This is a genomic window from Tamaricihabitans halophyticus, assembly GCF_004340875.1.
GTDB lineage: Bacteria > Actinomycetota > Actinomycetes > Mycobacteriales > Pseudonocardiaceae > Tamaricihabitans > Tamaricihabitans halophyticus.
Map to the genome: position 1 here is coordinate 75631 of NZ_SLXQ01000009.1, position 21089 is coordinate 96719.

General features: G+C 68.4%; 19 protein-coding genes. 7 read left to right on the forward strand and 12 right to left on the reverse strand.

Translation table 11 applies throughout. The features are described 5' to 3' along the window. Nucleotides 1-185: 185 nt before the first annotated feature. Nucleotides 186-1316, reverse strand: a complete 1131-nt coding sequence (locus tag EV191_RS19490) for a glycosyltransferase family 4 protein (RefSeq protein ID WP_132878710.1) — start codon at nt 1314-1316, stop codon at nt 186-188. A 141-nt stretch (nt 1317-1457) separates the two neighbouring features. Then, nucleotides 1458-2582, reverse strand: a complete 1125-nt coding sequence (locus EV191_RS19495) for a glycosyltransferase family 4 protein (RefSeq protein WP_132878558.1) — start codon at nt 2580-2582, stop codon at nt 1458-1460. Between the two features lie 59 nt (nt 2583-2641). Between EV191_RS19495 and EV191_RS19500 the strand changes: the two genes are divergently transcribed. From EV191_RS19500 to EV191_RS19515, 4 genes are all read left to right on the forward strand, one after another. Then, nucleotides 2642-3595: a glycosyltransferase family 2 protein gene (locus EV191_RS19500; protein ID WP_132878559.1), complete on the forward strand. Its 954-nt coding sequence runs from the start codon at nt 2642-2644 to the stop codon at nt 3593-3595. A gap of 31 nt (nt 3596-3626) precedes the next feature. Further along, nucleotides 3627-6167 (forward strand): glycosyltransferase, encoded by a 2541-nt coding sequence (locus EV191_RS19505; protein WP_132878560.1) that lies wholly within the window; start codon nt 3627-3629, stop codon nt 6165-6167. Beyond that, entirely contained in the window at nt 6160-7242 is a 1083-nt protein-coding gene (locus EV191_RS19510; protein ID WP_132878561.1) for a glycosyltransferase family 4 protein, read from the forward strand. The genes EV191_RS19505 and EV191_RS19510 overlap by 8 nt, the downstream gene beginning before the upstream one ends. A gap of 78 nt (nt 7243-7320) precedes the next feature. Beyond that, on the forward strand, nt 7321-8193 hold the full coding sequence (locus EV191_RS19515; RefSeq protein ID WP_132878562.1) for a siderophore-interacting protein: 873 nt from the start codon (nt 7321-7323) through the stop codon (nt 8191-8193). On the opposite strand, the gene EV191_RS19520 is transcribed toward EV191_RS19515, so the two are convergent. Together EV191_RS19520 and EV191_RS19525 are read right to left on the reverse strand one after the other, a co-directional pair. Continuing rightward, nucleotides 8186-8998: a uroporphyrinogen-III synthase gene (locus EV191_RS19520; RefSeq protein WP_132878563.1), complete on the reverse strand. Its 813-nt coding sequence runs from the start codon at nt 8996-8998 to the stop codon at nt 8186-8188. The two genes, EV191_RS19515 and EV191_RS19520, sit on opposite strands and share 8 nt — an antisense overlap. A 3-nt stretch (nt 8999-9001) precedes the next feature. Then, complete coding sequence (locus EV191_RS19525) at nt 9002-9988, reverse strand: helix-turn-helix transcriptional regulator (RefSeq protein ID WP_132878564.1); 987 nt, start codon at nt 9986-9988, stop codon at nt 9002-9004. 91 nt (nt 9989-10079) lie between these two features. Between EV191_RS19525 and EV191_RS19530 the strand changes: the two genes are divergently transcribed. Continuing rightward, nucleotides 10080-10502 carry a DUF3224 domain-containing protein gene (locus EV191_RS19530; RefSeq protein ID WP_132878565.1) on the forward strand — a complete coding sequence of 141 codons (423 nt, stop codon included), beginning with the start codon at nt 10080-10082 and terminating at the stop codon, nt 10500-10502. Between the two features lie 47 nt (nt 10503-10549). On the opposite strand, the gene EV191_RS19535 is transcribed toward EV191_RS19530, so the two are convergent. Together EV191_RS19535 and EV191_RS19540 are read right to left on the reverse strand one after the other, a co-directional pair. Further along, nucleotides 10550-12076, reverse strand: coding sequence for a flavin-containing monooxygenase (locus tag EV191_RS19535; RefSeq protein ID WP_132878566.1), 1527 nt, complete (start codon nt 12074-12076; stop codon nt 10550-10552). A 51-nt stretch (nt 12077-12127) separates the two neighbouring features. Further along, nucleotides 12128-12679, reverse strand: a complete 552-nt coding sequence (locus EV191_RS19540) for a TetR/AcrR family transcriptional regulator (protein WP_243659070.1) — start codon at nt 12677-12679, stop codon at nt 12128-12130. A gap of 107 nt (nt 12680-12786) precedes the next feature. Between EV191_RS19540 and EV191_RS19545 the strand changes: the two genes are divergently transcribed. Beyond that, nucleotides 12787-13707 (forward strand): alpha/beta hydrolase, encoded by a 921-nt coding sequence (locus tag EV191_RS19545; protein ID WP_132878568.1) that lies wholly within the window; start codon nt 12787-12789, stop codon nt 13705-13707. Between the two features lie 35 nt (nt 13708-13742). Here EV191_RS19545 and EV191_RS19550 read toward each other — a convergent pair whose 3' ends face one another. From EV191_RS19550 to EV191_RS19565, 4 genes are all read right to left on the reverse strand, one after another. Further along, a complete protein-coding gene (locus EV191_RS19550; protein WP_132878569.1) occupies nt 13743-14540 on the reverse strand; it encodes a TIGR02569 family protein in 798 nt (265 codons plus the stop codon). A gap of 147 nt (nt 14541-14687) precedes the next feature. Then, nucleotides 14688-15872 carry an adenylyltransferase/sulfurtransferase MoeZ gene (moeZ, locus tag EV191_RS19555; protein WP_132878570.1) on the reverse strand — a complete coding sequence of 395 codons (1185 nt, stop codon included), beginning with the start codon at nt 15870-15872 and terminating at the stop codon, nt 14688-14690. Between the two features lie 138 nt (nt 15873-16010). Further along, a complete protein-coding gene (locus EV191_RS19560) occupies nt 16011-17018 on the reverse strand; it encodes a DUF3152 domain-containing protein (protein ID WP_243659071.1) in 1008 nt (335 codons plus the stop codon). Nucleotides 17019-17262: 244 nt separating this feature from the next. Beyond that, complete coding sequence (locus tag EV191_RS19565) at nt 17263-18315, reverse strand: alpha/beta fold hydrolase (protein WP_341539626.1); 1053 nt, start codon at nt 18313-18315, stop codon at nt 17263-17265. Nucleotides 18316-18475: 160 nt separating this feature from the next. Here EV191_RS19565 and EV191_RS19570 point away from each other — a divergent pair, with 160 nt between their 5' ends. Then, complete coding sequence (locus tag EV191_RS19570) at nt 18476-19117, forward strand: TetR/AcrR family transcriptional regulator (RefSeq protein ID WP_132878572.1); 642 nt, start codon at nt 18476-18478, stop codon at nt 19115-19117. A gap of 81 nt (nt 19118-19198) precedes the next feature. On the opposite strand, the gene EV191_RS19575 is transcribed toward EV191_RS19570, so the two are convergent. Then, complete coding sequence (locus tag EV191_RS19575) at nt 19199-20146, reverse strand: alpha/beta fold hydrolase (RefSeq protein ID WP_132878573.1); 948 nt, start codon at nt 20144-20146, stop codon at nt 19199-19201. Continuing rightward, nucleotides 20119-21051, reverse strand: a complete 933-nt coding sequence (locus EV191_RS19580; protein WP_132878574.1) for an AurF N-oxygenase family protein — start codon at nt 21049-21051, stop codon at nt 20119-20121. Before EV191_RS19580 ends, EV191_RS19575 begins: the two co-directional genes overlap by 28 nt. Nucleotides 21052-21089 lie beyond the last annotated feature (38 nt).

The window sequence follows — 21089 nt, forward strand, 5'->3', positions numbered from 1 at the left end:
ACGATCACCCCAACCCAACGTTTAGCCCGCGAAACGCGTCCCACGGTCAACGGTTAGCCCGCTGAACGCGAGTACTTGCAGACGCTAAGCACTCAACGGTTAGCCCGCTGAACATGGCGCCATGTCAACGGTCAGCCTGCTAAACGTGGAGAGTGTGGGGGTGGGTGGTCTCGGCGCGCGGGTGTTCAGTGGCCGCGGCGGTGGATGATCGCGGCGCGCTCGTAGGCTGCGCGGTGCCCTTCCGCGCTGGCCGCCCAGGAAAACTCCTTCGCCCGCCGCAGCGCCGCACTGGCCAGCTCGGCCCGGCGGCCCGGGTTGTCCAGTAGGTCGGCGATCGCTTCCGCCACATCGCCCGCGCCCACTCCGCAGTAAGCCACCGCGTCCCCGCCGACCTCGGGCAACGCGAGCCGGCTCGTGGTGAGCACGCTCGCCCCGCAGGCCATCGCCTCGAGCACCGGCAACCCGAACCCCTCGCCAAGGCTCGGATACGCCACCAGCTCGGCGCCGCCGAGGAAGCCGGCAAGGTGCTCGAACGGCAGATACCCCGCGCGCAGCACCCGCAGCCGGTGCGAAACGGCATCCAGCGCCCGCTCCACCTGACTGTCCCAGCCAGGCTGTCCGGCGAGCACCAGCGCGGGCGGATCAGCTCGCCCAGCGCATGCCCGCGCGAACCCGCGAATCAGCGCGGGCACGTTCTTGCGCGGTTCGAGCGCGCCGAGGAACGCGACGTAGGGCATGCCACCGATCCCCAGCGCCGCCCGCGCCTCGGTGATCTCCGCCGGCGAGGGCGGATGAAACCGCTCGGTATCCACGCCATGCCGGACGATCTGCAACCCGTACGGGCGAGCGCCAGCCACCCGGCCGAGTTCCCGCGCGGTGGCCTCGCTCGGCACCAAACACAGCTCAGCCCTGGCCAAGGCCGTACGCGTCCACGTCCGGAAGAACCGCGCCTTCACCGAGGAGTGCAATACGGCATCGGTGAAAAACGTCGCGTCGTGCAGCGTGACCACCGAAGCCGCCGGATTCGCCAGCGGCAGCGTGTAGTGCGGGGAATGCACCACGTCGACACCCGTCCGGCGCGCCACCCTGGGCAGGGTCACCTGTTCCCAGGTCAACCGGGCGGTACGGGTAGCCACGGATTCCGGGGTGGGCACGATTTCCGCCCTCGGGGCCAACCGCTCGTAGAGTTCCGCATCCCGCGGCTGGCAGGCGACGGCCAGTCGCGCACCATCCGCGTCCAGCGCGCTGACCAGCGAGTCCACATAGCGGCCGACGCCACCACGATCCGCGGGAACCGCGGTGGCATCGATCAGCACCTTGGGCTCGATAATCGGCACCCCAGCAGGGTACGACCGCGGGCGACGCCGCTCACCCCAAACGATCGAACTCACCCCCTGCGTATTCCTGCAACCCACCGAAGGCTAGTGACTCACGCCACACCGCTACGGGATCCCGCATCAGCCGGCACGGGCTTCGTACAGCTCGCGGTGGACCTCCCAGACCGCACGAGCCGCGCCACGCCAGGTGTACTCCGCGGCCCTACGTTGACCTGCCCGAACCCGCTCGGCGGTACGGGCTGGCGCCTCCAGCACGCCGCGCAACCCGGCGGCTAGCCTAGCTGGCTCGCCGATCGGCACCGCCACGCCGTGGCCGCCGGCCACTTCCAGCAACGCCGGAACCGCGGAGTGCACCACCGGCACACCCACCGCCATCGCCTCGAGCAGCGGCAGCCCGAAACCTTCGGCGCGGCTCGGCACGGCAAGCACACTCGCCGCGCGCAGCACCACCGCCAACTCCGCGTCCGGCAGCGCGCCGAGCGGCCGCAGCCGGTCGGCGGCCAAGCCGTGCGCGGCGGCGAGCGCGCCGAGTTCGACGCCACCCCAGCCAGCCGGACCGACCACAACCAGCGGCAGCTCCGGCGCCTCCGGCAGGGCAAGCGCCGCGAGCAGCACGTCCAGGCCCTTGCGGGGTTCCACCGTGCCCACGGCAAGCACGAAACGTTCCGGCAATCCCAGCTTGCTGAGCACCGCCGCCCGTCGCTGTTCCGGAATCGGCGCACGCAGTGCCGCCGAAACCCCGTGCCCGACCACCCGCACCGGCGAGTCACCCGCCGCGTGCTTGGCAAGATCGGCGGCTACCGCCTCGGTAGGCACGACGACGGCGCTCGCACGCGCGGTCGCGCGGCCGATCATCCGCCGGTGCCACACAACGCCGTGCGGCGTCAAGGTCTCCGGATGCGTCCAGGGCACCGTGTCGTGCACGGTCACCACCAGTCCACGCCCCGCGCGCGGCGGCGGAGCGAGCGGCGTGGGGGCGTGCACGCTGTCCCCGCCTGGCCACCACGGTAGGCCACGTTGCCAGGCCGCGGCGAGCAACCGGCGCGGCAACGGCAGCACGCTCGGGCCAGACACCCCAGGGATCGTCGCCGGACCAAGATCGGCGTGCCTGGCAACCACAGAGCGCACCGTCCAGCCGGGCGGCGCGCATTCGGCAAGCTCGGCGAGCAGTTCCCCGGTGTATCGCCCGGTGCCACCAGGCACCTCGGCGAGTAGCTGCTCCGCGAGCACCACGAGCTCCGGCACCACTGCAGCGTAGCCCGCACCGCGACCAGCCACGGCGGCTGCCGGTAAATTCAGCCGCCATGACGGCCGGTACCCAGCAGAGCACCGTGATTGTGGTGACCTGGCGCGGCCGCAACCAGCTCACCGCGTGCCTGGACGCGCTCGCCAGGCAGAGTCGTCCACATCGGATCCTCGTGGTGGACAACGCGTCCACCGACGGCACCGCGCGGCTCATCGCCGAGCATCCGAGCAGGCCGGCGGTACTACGCACGCAGCGCAACCTCGGCTATGCCGGCGCGCTCGCCCGCGTACTGCCGACCGTGCGCACCAGATACGTGGCCTGGCTCAACGACGACGCGGTGCCGAGCACGGACTGGTTGGCGCGACTCGAGGACGCCCTGGACGAACACCCCTGCCTGGCCGCCACGAGCTCGCTGCTGCGCCGGCCGGACGGCGCGGTGCAGTCCGCGGGGGTACGGCTGACCGCCGACGGCCACGGCGCCGATGCCACGCAGGCACCGCCCGATGGCGACGTCTTCGGGTTCTGCGGTGGCGCGGTACTGCTGCGTACCGCCGCGCTCGCGGACGTACCAGGGGTTGCCGGCGAGTTCTTCTGCTACTACGAGGACACCGACCTATCCTGGCAGCTGCGCCTAGCCGGCTGGGCGATCCGCGCGGTACCGGCCGAGGTGGTGCACGCACACGGCAGCACGACCGCGATCGGCTCGCGCCAGTTTCATCGCTGGAACGAGCGCAACCGGTTGCTCACCCTGCTGCGCTGCGCGCCGGCCGGAGTCGCCGTGACGCAGCTGGTCCGCTTCATCGCGGTGACCGCCCTGCTGCCGATCAAACGGGTTCCGCCGGCGGCCAACTTCAGCGCGCGGCTGCGCCTTCGGGTACTTGCCGAGGTGTTCGGAGGTCTCGGCCGCGCGCTACGTACCCGTCGCCGGATCGGGTATCGGGCACGGCAACGGCGCGCCGAGGTATGGGCTACCTGGGCCGGGCGGGCCGTACCGGGACGAACGCTAGAGTGAGCGCACCGTGCACGCAGGAAGGGGAGGCTCCGTGACCCAGGGCGACGCGTTACCGACCGTGTCGGTGATCGTGGTCAACTTTCGCCGACCGGACGACACGATCGCTTGCTTGCACGCGCTGGGTGAGCAGCTTGACTACCCGTCCGAACTGCTGGACATCATCTGCGTGGACAACGATTCGGGCGACGGCAGCGCGGAGCGGATCAAGGCGCGGCTACCGGCTGGCGCGCGGCTGCTGAGCGCCCCGCGCAACCTTGGTTTCGCCGGCGGCTGCAATCTGGGCGCCAAGCAGGCCAAGGGCAGCGTGCTCGCCTTGCTGAACAACGACGCCCGACCCGACCGCGACTGGGTACGTGCCGCCGTGGCCGAGCTGCGTACCGACCCCACGGTCGCGGCCGTGGCGAGCAAGGTGCTCGACTGGGACGGCGCCAGGGTCGACTTCGTGGACGGCGGACTCACCTGGTTCGGCATGGGCTACAAGCGGCACGCGGAGACGCCGATCGCCGAACTGCCCTCGGCCGAACACGACCAAGCCAAGGATGTGCTCTTCGGTAGCGGCTCGGCGCTGTTCGTCCGCGCGGGAGCCTTCGCCGAACTGGGTGGGTTCGACGAACGGTTCTTCATGTTCTACGAGGACGTCGACCTTGGCTGGCGGCTCAACCTGCGCGGCTGGCGCGTCCGGTACGTGCCGGAGTCGGTGACCTATCACCGGCACCACGCGACGATGTCCGACGTGGACTCCGCCGCCTCCGGGCGGGAGACTTTCCTGCTGGAACGAAACGCGCTCGCCGCGCTGTACAAGAACCTTGGCCAGGACACATTGGACAAGGTGCTGCCCTCGGCACTGGCGCTGACCATCCGCCGTGCGACGGCTCGCGGCGAGCTGGACGCGCGGCAACTGGATCTGGAACGGCACACCGGGGCACCGGATTCGACGCCGGTCGAGCTACCACGCGAAGCACTTGCCGGGGTGCTCGCGATCGACCAGTTCGTGCAGCAACTGCCAGATCTGCGCGAGGCGCGGGACGTCGAGCAGGCGGCGCGCACCCGGACCGATGCCGATCTGCTTCCGTTGTTGCGCAACGCATTGGAACCCGCCTACCCACTCCCCCGATACCTCGAGGGGCACGACATCCTGGTCGAGGCGTTCGGGATCGCCGAGGCCTTCGGCAGCCGCCGCAAGGTACTGGTGATCACCGGCGACGCGCTCACCCAGCGGATGGCCGGTCCGGCGATTCGCGCCTGGAACATCGCCGAGGTGCTTTCCGCCGAGCACGAGGTCCAGCTGCTCACGGTCAACCCTTCGTGCGCGCCGCAGCCAGCGGCGTTCCCGGTGCGCGCCGCCGCGCGCAGGGAACTGGACGCGCCCATCGAATGGGCGGATATCGTGCTGCTGCAAGGGCATGTGCTGGAAATGGCGCCGGCGCTGAAAGCGGAACACTCGAACAAGATCGTAATCTGCGATCTGTACGACCCGATGCATCTGGAACTTCTCGAGCAGGGCAAGGGCGCGCCCGAGGATCGGCGCCACGCCGACCTGATCGGGGTGACCAAGGTGATCGACGCGCAGCTGGAGCGCGGCGATTTCTTCCTGTGCGCTTCGGAACGCCAACGGCATTTCTGGCTGGGCCATCTCGCCGCGCTCGGCCGGATAACCCCACAGCTCTACGATGCCGACCCTTCGATGCAATCACTGCTCGCGGTGGCCCCGTTCGGGCTGTCCAGCACGCCGCCGGCGCAAACCGGTCCCGGCATCAGGGGGAACATCGACGGCATCACCGACACCGACCACCTGGTCCTCTGGGCAGGCGGGGTGTACAGCTGGTTCGACCCGCTGACGCTGGTGCGGGCGATCGGCAAACTCGGCGCGCGCCGGCCGGACGCGAAGCTGGTGTTCCTCGGGATGCGGCACCCCAACCCCGAGGTGGCCACAATGGACATCGGCACCCGAACGAGAGAGCTCGCCGACTCGCTCGGGCTGACCGGCAAGCAGGTGTTCTTCAACGAGAACTGGGTCCCGTACGCGGAGCGGCAGAACTGGCTGCTGGACGCGGACTGTGGGGTGACCACGCATTTCGAGCATGTGGAGACGACCTTCGCGTTCCGCACCAGGGTGTTGGACTACCTGTGGGCCGGACTGCCGATCGTGACCACCGATGGGGACGCCTTCGCCGAAGTCGTGGCGCGCGAGCGGCTTGGTGTGGTGGTACCCGCCGAAGACGCCGATGCGCTCGCCGCGGCGTTGGAGAAAGTCCTTTACGACACCGAGTTCGCCAACGGTTGCCGGGAGCGGATGGTCGCGGTCGCCGAACGTTACGCGTGGCCGGCGGCCCTGGCGCCACTCGTGGAGTTCTGCCGGAACCCGCGACCGGCAGCCGACCGGCTGCCCGGCGTGACTCCGCTTACCGCGAGCAAACCACTGCGTGGCAAGGAAATGCTCCGCAGGGATATCGCGCTGGTACGCGAGTACCTCGGCGACGGCGGCCCGAGGGAACTCGCCAGGCGAGTGGGTGGACGGCTGCGCAAGCTTGGCGGCAGGACACTGCGGGCACGCGGGCGCGCCGATGGCTAGGCGCGGGCGACTCAAGGTGCTACTGGATGGCACCCCGCTGCTCGGCAGCCGCACCGGCGTAGGGCGCTACACCGCCTCGCTCGCCGAGGAACTCGCCGCGATGTCCGATGTAGACATGCGTGCGGTCGCGTTCACGTTGCGCGGCTGGCGAGCACTGCGCAAGGTCCTGCCACACGGCGCAAGAGCGCGCGGCGCGCCGGTATCCGCGCGGATGCTCCGGAAGAGCTGGCTACGCTCCCAGCTGCCGCCGGTCGAGATGTTCGCCGGGCTGACGGATGTGGTGCACGGGACGAACTTCGTGCTGCCGGGCAGGTTGCGCGCGGCCGGCGTGCTGACCATTCACGACCTCGCGTTCCTCGACGCCCCGGACGAGTTGCCGCCGAGCGATCACGAGCTGCCCACGCTGGTCGGCATTTGCGCGAAACGGGCGGATGCGATCTGCGCCCCGACGCACAGCGTTGCCGAGTCCATCGTGGACCGGCTAGCGGTACCACGGGAGAAGGTCGTGGTCACGCCGCTCGGCGTCGACCCAGCGTGGTTTACCGCGCGTGCGGCCGACCCGGTGCGCCGCCGGCTGCGGCTGCCGAAGGAGTACCTGCTCTTCGTCGGCGCGAGTGGCCCGCGCAAGAGTATCGACTGGCTGCTACGCGCCCACGAGTCCGATCCCGAGCTGCCGCCACTGGTGTTCACCGGGCCGGGCAGGTTCACCCCGAGCGAGCGCAGCATCAGCACCGGTTACCTGTCCGAAGTGGAACTGCGCAGCGTGGTCGCGGGCGCCTCGGCACTGGTACTGCCGTCAAGGGACGAGGGTTTCGGACTTCCCGTACTCGAAGCGATGGCCTGCGACGTACCCGTGGTGTGCTCGGATGTGCCCGCGTTACGCGAGACCTCGGGTGGCTACGCGACGCTGGTACCGCACGGTGACGTGCCGGCGCTCGCCGAGGGTTTGCGGGCGGCGGCACAGAGCGATCCGGCGCCGGCCGAGCTGACCGAACACCGAGCGCATGCGGCCGGTTTCACCTGGCGACGATGCGCCCAGGCCACTGTGGATGCTTACCGGAAGGCCCTCGGTTAAGACCACAGAGCCCCTTCCCACGAACGGCTGACTTTAGTTAGGCTTACCTAATCCAGCCGAGCAGGGAGGAGCTTGACGATGGCTGATGCAGATTCGACCTCCGTGGATACCGCGACGCGCAACCAGTACAAGTACCAGGTTGTCCGGGTGACCACGGTGCGCAGGCTGAGTCCGCATATGACCCGCATCACGTTCAGCTCACCCGAGCTGCGCGAGTTCCCGGCGAGCCTGCCGGACCAGTCGATCAAACTGTTCTTCCCGCTCGCCCACCAGTCGGTTCCCGAGGTACCCGAGCTCACCGACGATGACGTGCTCTCCTGGTACAAGCGATACCTGGCGATGCCGGACGAGATCCGCCCTTCAATGCGCACCTACACCGTGCGCTATCACCGTCCGGCGGTCGGCGAGCTCGACGTGGACTTCGTGTTGCATGGGGACACCGGGCCAGCGAGCAGGTTCGCGCTGGCCGCCCAGCCTGGTCAGCGGATTGGGTTGCTCGGGCCGAGTGGGCTGTACCAGCCGCCGCGGGACTGCGGCTGGCAATTGATCGCTGGCGATGAGACCGCGTTGCCGGCGATCGGCGCGATCGTGGAATCCCTTGGCCCCGAAGCAAAAGCATTGGTGTACGTGGAGATCGGGGACGAGCGCGATCGGCAGTGGTTCGACACCGCCGGGGATGTGCAGGTCACCTGGGTGAACCGGGGCACGGAGCCGGCTGGGCACAGCGATCGGCTGGTGAACGCGATCCGCGCCGCGCGTTTTCCTGGTGGCACGCCGTACCTGTGGCTGTCCGGCGAAGCCGGCATGGTGAAGTCACTGCGCAGGCATCTGGTGAACGAGCGAGGGATCGACAAACGACTGATCTCGTTCACCGGCTACTGGCGGGTGGGGCGCAGCGAGGAGCAGACCGCGCGGGAGAACGTGGCCGCGGCCTCGAACGGCGTCAGCTGAAGCTCGCCTCGAGCTCGTTGACCAGTGCGCCCAGCCGCCAGCGTGCCGGTTGCACGACCGCCATCCCCTCGGCGATCAGCGGCGCGGCGGTGATTGGCCCGACGCAGGCGGCGACCATTCCATCGCGGACCGCGCTCAGCAAGCCGTCGAGCCGCCCGGAGGTCCGCGCGATGTCGAGTAGACCGCTCGCCGCCGCGGCACTGGTGAAGGTCAGCGCGTCTACCCGACGATCGCGCACGCCATCAAGCAAAGCGTGCACCAACTCCGGCTGCCGCGGTGGTTCCCAGCGATACGGCAGTACCTGGAGCACCTCGGCGCCCGCGGCGCGCAGCGCGTCCACGTACTCCGGCAGCGCCACGCCGTGCAGTTGCACGACGACTCGCTTGCCGGCGAGGTCATCGGCCTGCACCAGTTCGAACAGCTCGGCGTTGCTCTCCGACTCGGCCGAGGCGTGCTCCCGGAGCCCAGCGCCACGCACCGCTCCCTTGGCCTTGGGCCCCCGTACGTAGATATCCGCTCGTTCCAGCGTGGCGAGCAACGCCTCGTCCTGCCCCCATTGGTGCGCCGCGTCCACCCAACCCCGCATACCCATGCCCGTGGTGAACACGACCAGGTCGACCGGTTCGGCAAGCACCCGCTCGGTGGTCGCACGCAGCCGAGGATCGTCCGGCAAGGGCACGGTGTGCATCGCGGGCGCATGCCACACGCTGGCGCCCCTGCGCTCCAGCGAGGTACACAGGTCGGCTGCCCGACGTTCCGCGGTCACACCGATCATGCGACCCGCAAGCGAACTGGTCTCCACCATCCGCTACCCCTTTCCACCAGCGGCACCGTACACAGTGGCCAGCGAGCCAATCCGGTCCGCCAATAGTGCCCGCAACTCCTCGGGTTCGAGCACTTCGGCGTCCATACCGAAGCGCAGGAACTCACCCACCGCATGCCGCACGGACTCAACGGGCAGCGTGCACCGCACCCAACCTGCCGCATCCGGTTCCGTCGCGGTCTCGGCCAGCGCCCTTGCCGCGATCGGTCCCAGGTAGAAGCCTACGAGGGACTGACCGAAGGGCGACAGCCGGACAACCGCATGTGCCGGGTAAAGCCGCCGCGCGAACCGTTCCGACCAGTCTGCCCAGTAACCAGCCAGGTCGAACTCGGCCGGGCGCTCGAATCCTTCGTCGAGCGATTCGAGCGACAGCACCCTGGCGACTCGATATGTCCTCGCCGTCCCCGCGGAATCGGCGACGAGATACCAGGAGCCGCCGTTGAGTACCAGCCCGAGCGGGCAAACCTCCCTGGTGACTTCGCTGTCGTCCCAACGTCGGTAGTACAAGCGCAGCCGCCGCTGTCCCCACACCGCATCGGCGATCGGCGCCAGCCGCGCTGGCCGCTCAATCTCCCGGAACCAGCCGGGTGCGTGCAGGTGGAATCGCTCCTGGATCCGGCCGGCCCCTTCGCGCAGCGGTTCCGGCAATGCGGCGAGCAACTTCAACTGGGCAGCGCCGAGTACCGCGCCAAGCCCGAGCTCCGCCGCCGGTCCAGGAAGTCCCGCGAGGAAAAGGGATTCGGCCTCAGCGCTGGTCAATCCGGTCAGCCGGGTGCGGTAGCCGCCGAGGATCCGGTACCCGCCGTGCGGCCCGCGCTCCGCGTAAACCGGGACTCCTGCCGAGCTGAGTGCCTCGATATCGCGGTACACCGTGCGCACGGACACCTCCAGCTCCGCGGCCAGCTCCTCAGCGGTCACCCGACCGCGGGTCTGGAGCAGTAACAGGGTCGAGACCAGTCTGCTCGCGCGCATACCGGAAAGATTATGTCACGTACCTGACATGATCTGACAGGTATATCCGTTGTACTGCGCCTTGATCGAAGGAACAAGCAAGGAGCAGCAGATGAACACCGAGGCCAGCACCAGCATCGACATCACCAGCTGGGACGAACACAACTACGACTCCGGCGACGAAGCCACACCACTGGCCCGGGCCGTAGTGACCGGCAATTACACCGGCGATCTCGTCGGCGCGGGCAGGCTCGAACTACTACTCGTGTACTTGGCGGACGGCACCGCGAGCTACGTCGGACACGAGCGAGTGGTCGGCATACTGCACGGCAGGCAAGGAAGCTTCGTACTCCGGCACACCGGCACATTCCACGCGGGCGCGGCTCATACGGACTGGGAAATCGTGCCGGGCTCAGGCACCGGCGAACTCACCGGTCTCGCCGGCTCCGGCGGTTACCAGGCGAACGAGGGCAGCACGATCCCCACAGCGCGCCTCACCTACGCACTCACCTCCAGCACCCCGCACGATTCCTAAAGGTTGCGATTCAGCGGAGGCCTACGACCGCGACATACTCGCGAACCTTAAAGAACGCGGTCACCGAGGGTATCGGAAGTGGCTGGGACGGTTCGGTAGGCGGTGAAGTCCGGAACTTTGGTTCGCCGGTTGTACTCGGATACCAACCCCGGCCAGTTCGCGGAAACCCGCCCATTCTCCTCGCGATACCAACTGGCACAGGACGCCCAAACGGTATCGGTAAGCCGGCGCTGCATCTCCCGGTCGAACCGTTCGGCCACCTCCGGCGAAACCTCCACATAGGACCTTGGTCGCGCGGCGAGGCGGTGCACCAGTTGCCGGATATAGCGGGCCTGTCGCTCCAACATGTACAGAATCGAACCCGAACCGAGGTTCGTGTTGGGGCCATACATCAGAAACAGGTTCGGGAACTCCGGCACGGCCATACCCAGGTACGCCCGCGCGCCCCCTGCCCAGACCTCCCGCAACGAACGCCCGCCGCACCCGTAAACCTCCATCGGCGCGAGAAACTCGTGGCTGGCGAAACCCGTGCCGTAGATCAGCACATCCGCCGGATGCTCGACGCCATCGGCGGTACGCACGCCACCAGGGGTGATCTCCGCGATCGGCTCGGTGCGCACCGCCACGTTCGGCTGCCGCAGCGCGGGATAGTAGTCGTTGGCGAACAGCACCCGTTTACAACCGAACACATAGTCCGGCGCGAGCTTCGCCCGCAGCAGCGGATCGGCGACCTCCCTTGCCAGGTGCCGCAAGGCCCGTCGCTTGAGTAGCGCGGCAACCATCTTGTTGCCGGCCACCGCCGACGCGCCCAGCTCGAGGAAAGCCCAGAAGTACAGCCGCTCGGCCAGTTGGGTCACCGGCAGCCGGGCGTAGAGCTTCTGCTGCCATGCGGAGTACCGCAGCTCCGACTTCGGCAGCACATACGGCGCGGATCGCTGGTACAACGTCAGGTGCGCGACGTGGGGCTGGATCCGCGGCACGAACTGGATCGCGCTCGCCCCGGTACCGATCACCGCGACCCGCTGCCCGGCCAGCTGACATTCGTGGTCCCATTGGGCGGAGTGAAACGCGGGGCCGGCGAAATCACCCACGCCAGGGATATTCGGCCACGCCGGCCTGGACAGCTGCCCGGTCGCCGCGACCAGTACGTCCGCCCGAAGGCGCGCGCCGTCCGCCGTTTCCAGCCACCAGCAAGCTTCCTGCTCGGCGAACCGTGCCACGGACACCTCGGTATTGAGCCGGATATGCCGGTCGAGCCCATACTTTGCGACGAGGCCACGCATATAACCATGGATCTCCGCGCCTCCCGCGAAACGGTCCGTCCAGTACGGCTCTGGCGCGAACGAGAACGAGTAGCACGGCGCGGGCACGTCGCAGGCCGCACCGGGGTAGGTGTTTTCCCGCCACACACCGCCAAGTTCAGCGGCACGCTCCAGGATGGTGAATTTCTCGAATCCGGCGCGCAGCAGCTCGAGGGCCATCGCGATGCCACCGAAACCGGCACCGACGATCACGACGGATGGTTGCGCGCGCACCGCACCGCGCGCGGTGCGGTGGTTCGCGATTGGCGTCATCGCGGTCCCCAATCGGCGTCGATCGGCTACCGGAAGCGTAGTTGCCGCGAGTCAGCTTTCCAAGCGCTCGACAGGTAGCGCGCTCCATAGCGCGAGCAGCGTCTCGGCCGCGTGGTCCTGGTCATCGGCCGCGAGCACCACCCGATGCACCTGCGCGTCCAGCCCGTGTACCAGCAGCGCCGCGGTCAGCTGGTGGTCCGGCCCACCCACCCGGAAGCGGCGTAGTTGCGCGGCAAGCAGTTCGGCCGCGCGGTCGAGTAACCGGCGCAACCGGTCCGCGCCATCGGGCGTACGCGGGGTGTACTCGTAAAGCAGGGTATGCGTACTCGGATGCTCGGCATGCCCGGCAAGCACCGTGCGGATCACCGCTCGCGCGGTATCCGGCCAGGACGCCGCGGCATCGGTGAGCCCGGCGAAGAAACCTTCCAGCCGTTCGGTCAGATGCTCGAGGTGCCATTCGGCGAGCCCGTAGAGCACCGCCTGCTTGTTCGGAAAGTACTGGTAGAGCGAGCCGACCGAAACACCAGCCCGTTCGGCGATCCGATTGGTGGTCGCGTCCAGGCCCTCGCGGTCGAAAACCTGAGCAGCCGCTTCCAGGATCACCTCGTAGGTGTACCGGGAGCGCTGCTGGCGGGGCTTCTTCCGTGGGGTACTGATAGGTCGTCCAAACGCGAGTTGCCAGCGGGTTCACCAAGCCCAAGACTAGCAGGATGACCAGCGATTACCTGCGATTCCTGCCGGCCGACGCATTGCCGAACCCGTTGCCGGAGCCGACGTCGACCAGCTGGCACTGGCGGGATATGCGCGCGCACGTGCTGCGCGCGGGTGACCCGGCGGCACCGTGCCAGGCGATCCTGCTGCACGGCGCCGGTGGTCATGCCGGCGCGCTGTGGCCGGCCGCGGCGATCCTGGCCGGCGCCGGTTTCCGCGTGGCCATGCCTGATCTGCCAGGGTTCGGGCGTACCTCCGTGCCCGATCGCGGCGCGCTCCGCTACCCGGACTGGACGGCGTTCGCCACGGACTTCGTCCGAGCCGAACAGCGCTCGGGTACGCCCATGCTGGTGGTCGGGGCGAGTATGGGCGGCATGCTTGCCTACGAGGCGGCATGCCGTACCGGCGCCGTGCACACCGTGCTCGCCACCTGCCTGCTCGATCCGCGCGGCCGCGAGGTTCACGCGCGGATCGCCCGGTTCCCGGTGCTCGGCAGGTACGCCGGACCGCTGCTCCGGCTGCTCGCCGGTCCGCTGGCCGCGGCCCAGATCCCGCTGCGCGCGCTGGTGAAAATGCGGGCGATCAGTAACGACCGCGGCCTTGTCGACACCGTGGTGGCGGACAAGCTCGGTGGCGGCAACGCGATGCCACTCGGCTTCCTACGTTCCTATTTGGACTCCAAGCCGGCGGTGGAGCCGGAACAGGCGACCGGAACGCGATTCGTCCTGGCGCATCCCACCGAGGACCACTGGACCCCACTCGAGTTGTCCACGAGCTTCCTCGATCGGATCAATGGCAAGACGGAACTGGTGTTGCTCGAGGGAACTGGTCACTTCCCCATCGAGTCTCCTGGTATCTACCAGCTCAGGGACACCATCCGGCGACTGTTCGCCGATATGACACCGTCATCAAAGTCGTGAATGGACAGAAGCGAGCACTGCGGACGAGACCTGGCTCAGAGTCTGGCGGTAACCAGATGCGCGGCGTTGTCCAGGCCACGCAACGAATCCTCGGTCGCGGAAGGATGCAGCGCGTTCACCGCGAGCCGGAACAGCAGCGCCCGTAGCAGGCACTGTGGCCATTCCGGCAGGTGGTCCCAGCGGTCGGCGAGGCTCGCATCGGCTCCGCCCCAGGCAACCGCGTCGACCACGACCACCGCGGCGGCCCACTCCACTGGGCGCCAGTACGGGGTGAAGTCCACGATCGCGGGTGGCGCGTTACCAGCGAAGAGCACGTTCCCGAACAGATCGCCGTGTACTACCTGCTGCGGCAGTACGATGGTGCGCCGGGAGGCGGCGAGTACATCGAACAGTCGACCACCGCGTGCGGTGTCCAGCGCGACATCCTCCTCGCCGAAGGCGGCCCGGTCCGCGCGGGAGAACACATCGTTCCGGTTGTCCAGAAAGGCCGGCCGGGCAAGCCGGGAGGCCGCCTCGTGCAACCGCAGGGACACCGCGACGACATCGTCGTAGCGCGGTTCGAAGCGGCCAGCGACGTAGCGCATCGCGGTCCAGCCACCGATCACCCACCGGCCGTCGGTGGAGCGCAGCGGTTGCGCGATCCGTACCCCGGGAGCATCAAGCGAATCCAGCGCCTGGGCAACCCAGGCCGCTTCGGAGGTGTTCACCACCGGTTTGAGTGTGATATCGCCGCAACGCCATACCGGACCGGCGCCGATCAACTCGGGTTCGGCACCCCGCGCGCCAAATGCGGCGCACACATGCGGTGGCGGCGGCTCGGGTCTCGCACTCACACCCGAGACGCTACCGCGACATCCCGGCACATGTGGCACCGCCACGGCCCGCGCGCCGGAATGTCAACCCGGAACGCCACCCCCGTAACCGCATTTCCCCTAGAGATTGCGGTCACGGGGAGTGAACGTGATACCGGAACGGAGTGCCTAGTACGTCGGCAGGCTGGGGTCGACGTCCTTCGCCCAACCAAGCACACCGCCGCCCACGTGCACCGCGTCCGCGAATCCCGCCTTGTGCAACGCGGCAAGGGCTTCCGCGGAGCGGCCACCGGACTTGCAGTGCAGCACGATCGGCTTGTCCTGCGGCAATTCGGCCAGCGCCGCGCCGGACAGGATGCGGTCCTTCGGGATCAGCGTGGCGCCCTTGATGTTCACGATCTCGTACTCGTGTGGTTCGCGAACATCGATCAGCGCGAAGTCCTCACCCGCGTCGAACTTGGCCTTCAGCTCCTTCGCGGTGATGGTGTGCCCCGCGGCTGCCTGCTGGGCATCCTGCGAGACCACCCCGCAGAACGCCTCGTAGTCGATCAGCTCGGTGATCTTCTCGGTGCTCGGATCCTTACGGATCTTCACCTCGCGGTACTTCATCTCCAGTGCGTCGTAGACCACCAGCCGGCCAAGCAGCGGCTCGCCGATTCCGGTGAGCAGCTTGATCGCCTCGTTCACCATGATCGAACCGATGGACGCGCACAACACGCCGAGCACCCCGCCCTCGGCGCAACTCGGCACCATGCCCGGTGGTGGCGGCTCCGGGTAGAGGTCCCGGTAGTTCAGCCCCTGCCCGTTCGGCGCGTCCTCCCAGAAGACGCTGACCTGACCTTCGAAACGGAAGATCGAACCCCAGACATAGGGCTTGCCGAGCAGCACCGCCGCGTCGTTGACCAGATAACGGGTGGCGAAGTTGTCCGTGCCGTCCAGGATCAGGTCGTAGTCACGGAAGATGTCCAGCGCGTTGTCCGAGCTCAGATGCGTCTCGTGCAGGTTGACCTGGACGAACGGGTTGATCTCCGCGATGGATTCCTTGGCCGAACGGGCCTTCGGCTTACCGATATCGGACTGGCCGTGGATCACCTGGCGCTGCAAGTTCGACTCGTCCACCTCGTCGAAGTCCACGATCCCGAGCGTGCCCACACCGGCAGCGGCGAGGTAGAGCAGCGCCGGCGAGCCGAGCCCGCCCGCACCGATCACCAGCACCTTCGCGTTCTTCAGCCGTTTCTGACCGTCCATCCCGACATCCGGGATGATCAGGTGGCGGCTGTAGCGCTCCACCTCTTCCTTGGTCAGCTCGCTGGCTGGCTCAACCAGTGGCGGCAGGGTGTTACTCCCTGACATCTGCTCCTCCTAGAGCGCTGGGCGTCGAAGCGATCTGGAAAATCACCTGTTACCGCCGTACAACGCGGGCGGGTATCGCTGTCATCCACGATATCGGGAGTGCCCGCTCACTCTCGCAGTGTGGGAGCACCCGGGTAGCTAGCTGGACGGGCGCGAACCGGGCACCGGCCAGGCGTTCGGCCGGCATGTCTTGCCGTCCTTGGGTACCGCCTGGCGGTTGATCGGGTCGTCCGTGTTCAGTTTGGCGACGTAATCGTTGGCCACACCGAACGTCTGCTGCATCATCACCGGCGCGAGGTCGCCCTCTGCCTTACAGCCCTCGTGGTTGTTCCCGAGCGCGTGGCCGACCTCGTGGTTGATCGCGTACTGCCGGTAGAGCAGCATGTCGCTGCCGAACGCCTCGGCACCGCGTACCCACCGGGCGTGGTTGATGACCACCCGCTCCGAGCTGCTGCGCCAGCACGACGTGGGGTACGGGATGGAGAACCCGCAGACATCAGCCCGCTTGGTCGTCTCGTGGCTGGTCAGGCTCACCCGGAAATCGGGGTCGGGACCGCTCGCGTCCACCCGGCGCAACTTGATCGACCCATCGCCGATCCAGCTCTTCTCGTTCGCCAGCGTGCCGTCCACCATCTGCGCGAACGCCTCGTCACCGCCGTAGTCGGCTTCGTTGAGGCCGTCCTCGATCTCGACGGTGTAGGTGAACTCCTCGCTGCCCTTGCCAACTGGCTCACTCGTACCAGGAACGATCCGCCACGTGCCGTTACCAGCCGAGGTGTAGGGCGCGCCGTCCGGAAGTTCCGCGGTGGGGATGTTCAGGTTCGCCGGCTTGCCGCGCCGCTCGGTCGCCTGCGGGCCCTCGGCCTGCGGACCGACGGATGATTCGGCGGACTGCTGGCCGGATTCGTCACCCGTGGTCGCGGTGTCCACCCCCACCAGCACGGTGACGACGAGCAGGATCGGCAGGGCATACACCCGCCAGCCGTAGGTCCCCGCGAACCGGCGCCAACCGTTCGGCTTCTTGGGTGGACCGCCACCGGCAGCCGAGGCTTCGCGCGGGGCTGGCCGCCAGGAGGCGCGCAGCGGTTCGCCGGCTTCGCCCTGCGGTCCGGACGACCGGCGCGCTGGTTGGCGCGGGCGGCTCACCGGTCGCTCGCGCGGCGATCTTTCGGGTTCGCGCGATTCTTGCTCGCGGCGCGGGGGCGCATGCTCGCCTCGCGGGGACACCTGAGTGCCACTCCCACGAGTCTGTGGCCTGCCCACGCCTACCCGTTCCCTTCTCGCCACCCACCGGCACCCGACCGGCGGACCATCGCTGCCGGTGTCAAGCGTGCCATATTCGTTACTCCAGTTCAGTGAGCGCCTGGCGGATGGCCGGCAAATGCGCCGGTCACCAGCTGCCGTTCCGGTGTGCCTCCCACATCCCGAGCACGCCGCGCGCCACCATCGCCGGCCGTTCCATATGCGCGACGTGACCGGTACGGGCCAGCATCAGCAGGCGAGCGCTTGGCAGTGCCTCGGCGGTGCGACTGGCCTTGCGCGCGGTGATCACCCGGTCGCCGGCACCCCAGACGACCAGCGTGGGCACTCGCACCTTGGGCAGCACCGACCACAACGAGCTGGCACCTGGGCGCAACCAGCTGCGGATGATGTCGGCCGTACTGCGGTTCATGGCATCGCCGGCCCAGCGCTGCCGTAGCCGGATCGCGTTCTCCTGCTCGGCTTCGACCAGCCGGCTCTCCGGAACCACCGCTGGATCGTGGAAGCACAGGCGCAGCACCTGCTCCACCCGTTGCCTCGGGGTCAGCGCGAGCAGCTTGCGGCGCGCGGAGCGGCCCACTACCGGCAGCATGGCCAGCGGCAGCCGGGGATCGGAGATCCGGCTGGGCAGCGGCCGCAGATCCGGTACCGCCGGTGAGATGAGGGTGAGCGTGCGCACCAGATCCGGCCGTTTGGCCGCGAGCAGCACGCTGATCGCGCCGCCCATGGAATTGCCGAACAGGTGCACCGCAGGATCGTCGAGGCCGTCCAGGAAGGTTTCCAGCGCGGCGGTGTGCTCGGCGAGGCTGTAACCAAAGCCCTCGGCCGGTTCGCTCAGCCCGAAGCCGGGAAGGTCCACGGCCAGGCCGTTGGCCCTCGGCGCGAGCGCCGCGGCAAGGTCGGTCCAGTTGCTCGCGGAGCCGCCGAGGCCGTGCACGTAGACCGCGGTGGCACCGTCATTACCTGGGGTGACACGTACGTGCAGGCGAACATCGCCGACCGTACGGACGTCGCCTGGCCACGCGGGGCGATGCGGATCAAGCGTGGGCAGCTCCGCCGTGGACATCGGCACATGCGTGAGCGCGGGTGGCCGCCGGGACCGGCGTACCCGCGTGTGCGGCGCCCGCTCGCCGGGCGGGGTACTCGAGGCGGCGTCGCTTTGAGTCATCTCACGCTGTGTCATGGCTCCAGAATGCCGGATCTCGCGGGCGCGTGAAGCACACTTGAGGCAATGTGTCCGGGCAGCGCCGCGCCCTCCCTTCGGTGGATACCGGCGAGTAAGGTCGGACCAGCCGGCGGGATGATGACCTCACCCGCAGCGGTGACAATGATCAGGAGGGACTATGACGGACACGGCGCAAGCCGGCGTCGGCCAAGCCAGTCGTGGCATGCGGTTGCCGCGTACCGCTCGGCGGGCTCAACTGCTTGAGGCGGCGCAGCACGTTTTCGTGACGAACGGCTACCACGCCGCGGCGATGGACGACATCGCCGACCGCGCCGGAGTCAGCAAGCCCGTTCTGTACCAGCATTTCCCCGGCAAACTCGAGCTCTACACCGCGCTGTTGGAGACGCATGTCGACGAGCTGGTCGGCAGGGTCCGGCATGCGCTGGCCTCGACGACGGACAACAAGCAGCGGGTACGCACCACGGTCGCCGCGTTCTACGACTTCGTGAACAGCGAGGGCGAGGCCTACCGGATGATCTTCGAATCGGACCTGCGGGGCGAACCGGCCGTGCAGGCGGCGGTGGACCGAGCGACGAACGAATCGGTGGATGCGATCACCGAAACGATCATCGCGGACGCCGGGCTCGACGTGGAACGGGCCAGGCTGCTCGCCATCGGGTTGGTTGGGATGAGCCAGGTGAGCGCGCGGTCCTGGCTGGCGGCCGACCGTCCGGTGCCGCGCGAGGACGCGATCTCGCTGATCGCCACCCTCGCCTGGCGCGGCATCGGCGCCGGCTTCCCCCTCCAGCACCCGCAGTAGGCCCCGCTATACCGCGGTTAGCCCGCTAACCGCGGTACTACTTCAACGGTTAGCCCGCTGAACGGAGTTCCAGTTCAACGGTTAGCCCGCTGAACGCGAATGCCGGATGCGGGCGATGTGCGCGCGGATCAGATCGTGCACCTCCGCGGCGCGCTCGTAGGGCAGCATATGCCCGGCCTTCGGGTAGCAGACGAACCGCGCGTCCGGCAGCTCACGAGCGATGATCCTGGCGTGCCCGACCGGGGTGAGCAGATCGCGACTGCCCACCAGCACGGTGCTCGGCACGCCCGCGAACTGGGCAAGCGCCCTACGCCGCTCGTGCACGGCGAACGACCGCCGAAACCCGGACATACTCGCCGGGTGCACCCTGCCGAGCTGCGCGGTCAGCGCGGCCACGTCCCGGCGAGCCGCGCCCGCGCCGAACACCAGCCGGCGAACCATCGGCCGTAACGCGGCCGGCCTTGCCAGGAAGTGCTCCCGGTTGGTCCGCCCGAGCACCGCGGTTGCCGCGTTCTCCGCCCGCACTACCGCACCGCCCAGCGGCCCAGGCAGACCGAGCGTGATCCGCGCGAGGCTGCACGGGGTGGTCGACACGAACACCGCGCCGGCCACCCGCGCGCGCACCAACTCCGGGTACCGCTCGGCGAGCGCCATCATGGTCATCCCGCCCATCGAATGCCCGACGAGCAGCAATTCGCCTTCCGGCGCCCGCTCAGCGATCAGCCCCGCGGCGTCCTCGGCCAGCTGGTCGATGGTCGTGGTGTCCCGTGGCGCGGGCGCCGATCCGCCGTGCCCCCGATGGTCGTAGCGCAGCACCCGCACGGACTCGGCATCGGCCAGCCCGTCCACCACGCGATCCCACACGGTGTGATCACAGGTCCAGCCGTGCAGCAACACCACCGTCAGCCGCGCGCTCTCCGGCCCGTCCTGTCTGACCCGCAGGCCCACCCCGTCGCTGGTCACGAAGCGCTGGGCGGGCGGCGGGGCCGGCCGGCTGCGCGCTACTTGAGCAGATACGACTTGCGCCATAGCCACATGAAGGGTTTGCCGACCAGGCCAGCCTCGGTCAGGAAGCTCATCACGCGTTCACCCGACCACCGCACGGTCTCCTGGTAGTGCGGATTCGCCAGGGCGACCTTGCGGGCATCCCTCGGTCGCAGTCCCACCGACTTGTACACCCGCGGATTGATGATGGACCGCACCACCGCGAACGAAACCAGCGCGATCACCAAGCGCTGGTAGAAGAGCTCCACCTTGCCCATCCCCTGCATCCCGCGCAGCACTTCCTCGCGGGCGAAGGTGACGTGCCTGGCTTCCTCGAGCACGTGAATGCGGTTGACCATGCGCACCAGCGGCTGCACGTTCTCGTCGTTCATGGTCTCGCGCTGCAGCCGGTCCAGCGTCTCCTCGGCAACCAGGATGGACCCGTACATCGCCGGCCCGTAAGCGATCACCGGCAGCAGCTTGGCCAGCCGGCGCAGGCTCCGGATCGGCCCGTAGGCCGGCGCCCCGACCCTGGCGACCGCCTTGGCGAACATCGTGGAATGCCGGCATTCATCGGCGATCTCGGTCAACGCGTATTGCGCGTGGTTGGTCGTCGGATCACACCGGTAGAACTCCTTGAGCAGCATCTGCATGAGGATGACCTCGAACCACAGGCCCACGCTCGCGGTGCTGGCCAGCTCGTGCTTGCCGAGTTCGATCCGCTGCTCGGGGCTGAGCCGCTCCCATAGCTCGGTGCCGTACAGCGTGACGCGGTGTTCCGGCTGGTAGTACTTGCCCTCGGCGAGCGGAGCCTGCCAGTCGATATCCACGTCGGGGTCGTAGAACTTGTCCGCTGAGGACTTCAGCAGCCGCTCGGCCGTCTTTTCCCTGCTCGGCGTTTCCTTGGCCGGTTTTGCCCTGCCACCCGCCTTAGCCGTGACGTTGGCCATCGCGCTGGCCTCCTCTGCTTGCTGGAGTATCTGTTACT

What these genes read in the sequence shown, in the direction of transcription:
- EV191_RS19500 (WP_132878559.1), top strand. Translation starts at nt 2,642, where the DNA reads ATGACGGCCGGTACCCAGCAGAGCACCGTGATTGTGGTGACCTGGCGC.
- EV191_RS19510 (WP_132878561.1), top strand. Translation starts at nt 6,160, where the DNA reads ATGGCTAGGCGCGGGCGACTCAAGGTGCTACTGGATGGCACCCCGCTG.
- EV191_RS19515 (WP_132878562.1), top strand. Translation starts at nt 7,321, where the DNA reads ATGGCTGATGCAGATTCGACCTCCGTGGATACCGCGACGCGCAACCAG.
- EV191_RS19520 (WP_132878563.1), bottom strand. Translation starts at nt 8,998, where the DNA reads ATGGTGGAGACCAGTTCGCTTGCGGGTCGCATGATCGGTGTGACCGCG.
- EV191_RS19525 (WP_132878564.1), bottom strand. Translation starts at nt 9,988, where the DNA reads ATGCGCGCGAGCAGACTGGTCTCGACCCTGTTACTGCTCCAGACCCGC.
- EV191_RS19530 (WP_132878565.1), top strand. Translation starts at nt 10,080, where the DNA reads ATGAACACCGAGGCCAGCACCAGCATCGACATCACCAGCTGGGACGAA.
- EV191_RS19535 (WP_132878566.1), bottom strand. Translation starts at nt 12,076, where the DNA reads ATGACGCCAATCGCGAACCACCGCACCGCGCGCGGTGCGGTGCGCGCG.
- EV191_RS19545 (WP_132878568.1), top strand. Translation starts at nt 12,787, where the DNA reads ATGACCAGCGATTACCTGCGATTCCTGCCGGCCGACGCATTGCCGAAC.
- moeZ (WP_132878570.1), bottom strand. Translation starts at nt 15,872, where the DNA reads ATGTCAGGGAGTAACACCCTGCCGCCACTGGTTGAGCCAGCCAGCGAG.
- EV191_RS19565 (WP_341539626.1), bottom strand. Translation starts at nt 18,315, where the DNA reads ATGACACAGCGTGAGATGACTCAAAGCGACGCCGCCTCGAGTACCCCG.
- EV191_RS19570 (WP_132878572.1), top strand. Translation starts at nt 18,476, where the DNA reads ATGACGGACACGGCGCAAGCCGGCGTCGGCCAAGCCAGTCGTGGCATG.
- EV191_RS19575 (WP_132878573.1), bottom strand. Translation starts at nt 20,146, where the DNA reads ATGGCGCAAGTCGTATCTGCTCAAGTAGCGCGCAGCCGGCCGGCCCCG.
- EV191_RS19580 (WP_132878574.1), bottom strand. Translation starts at nt 21,051, where the DNA reads ATGGCCAACGTCACGGCTAAGGCGGGTGGCAGGGCAAAACCGGCCAAG.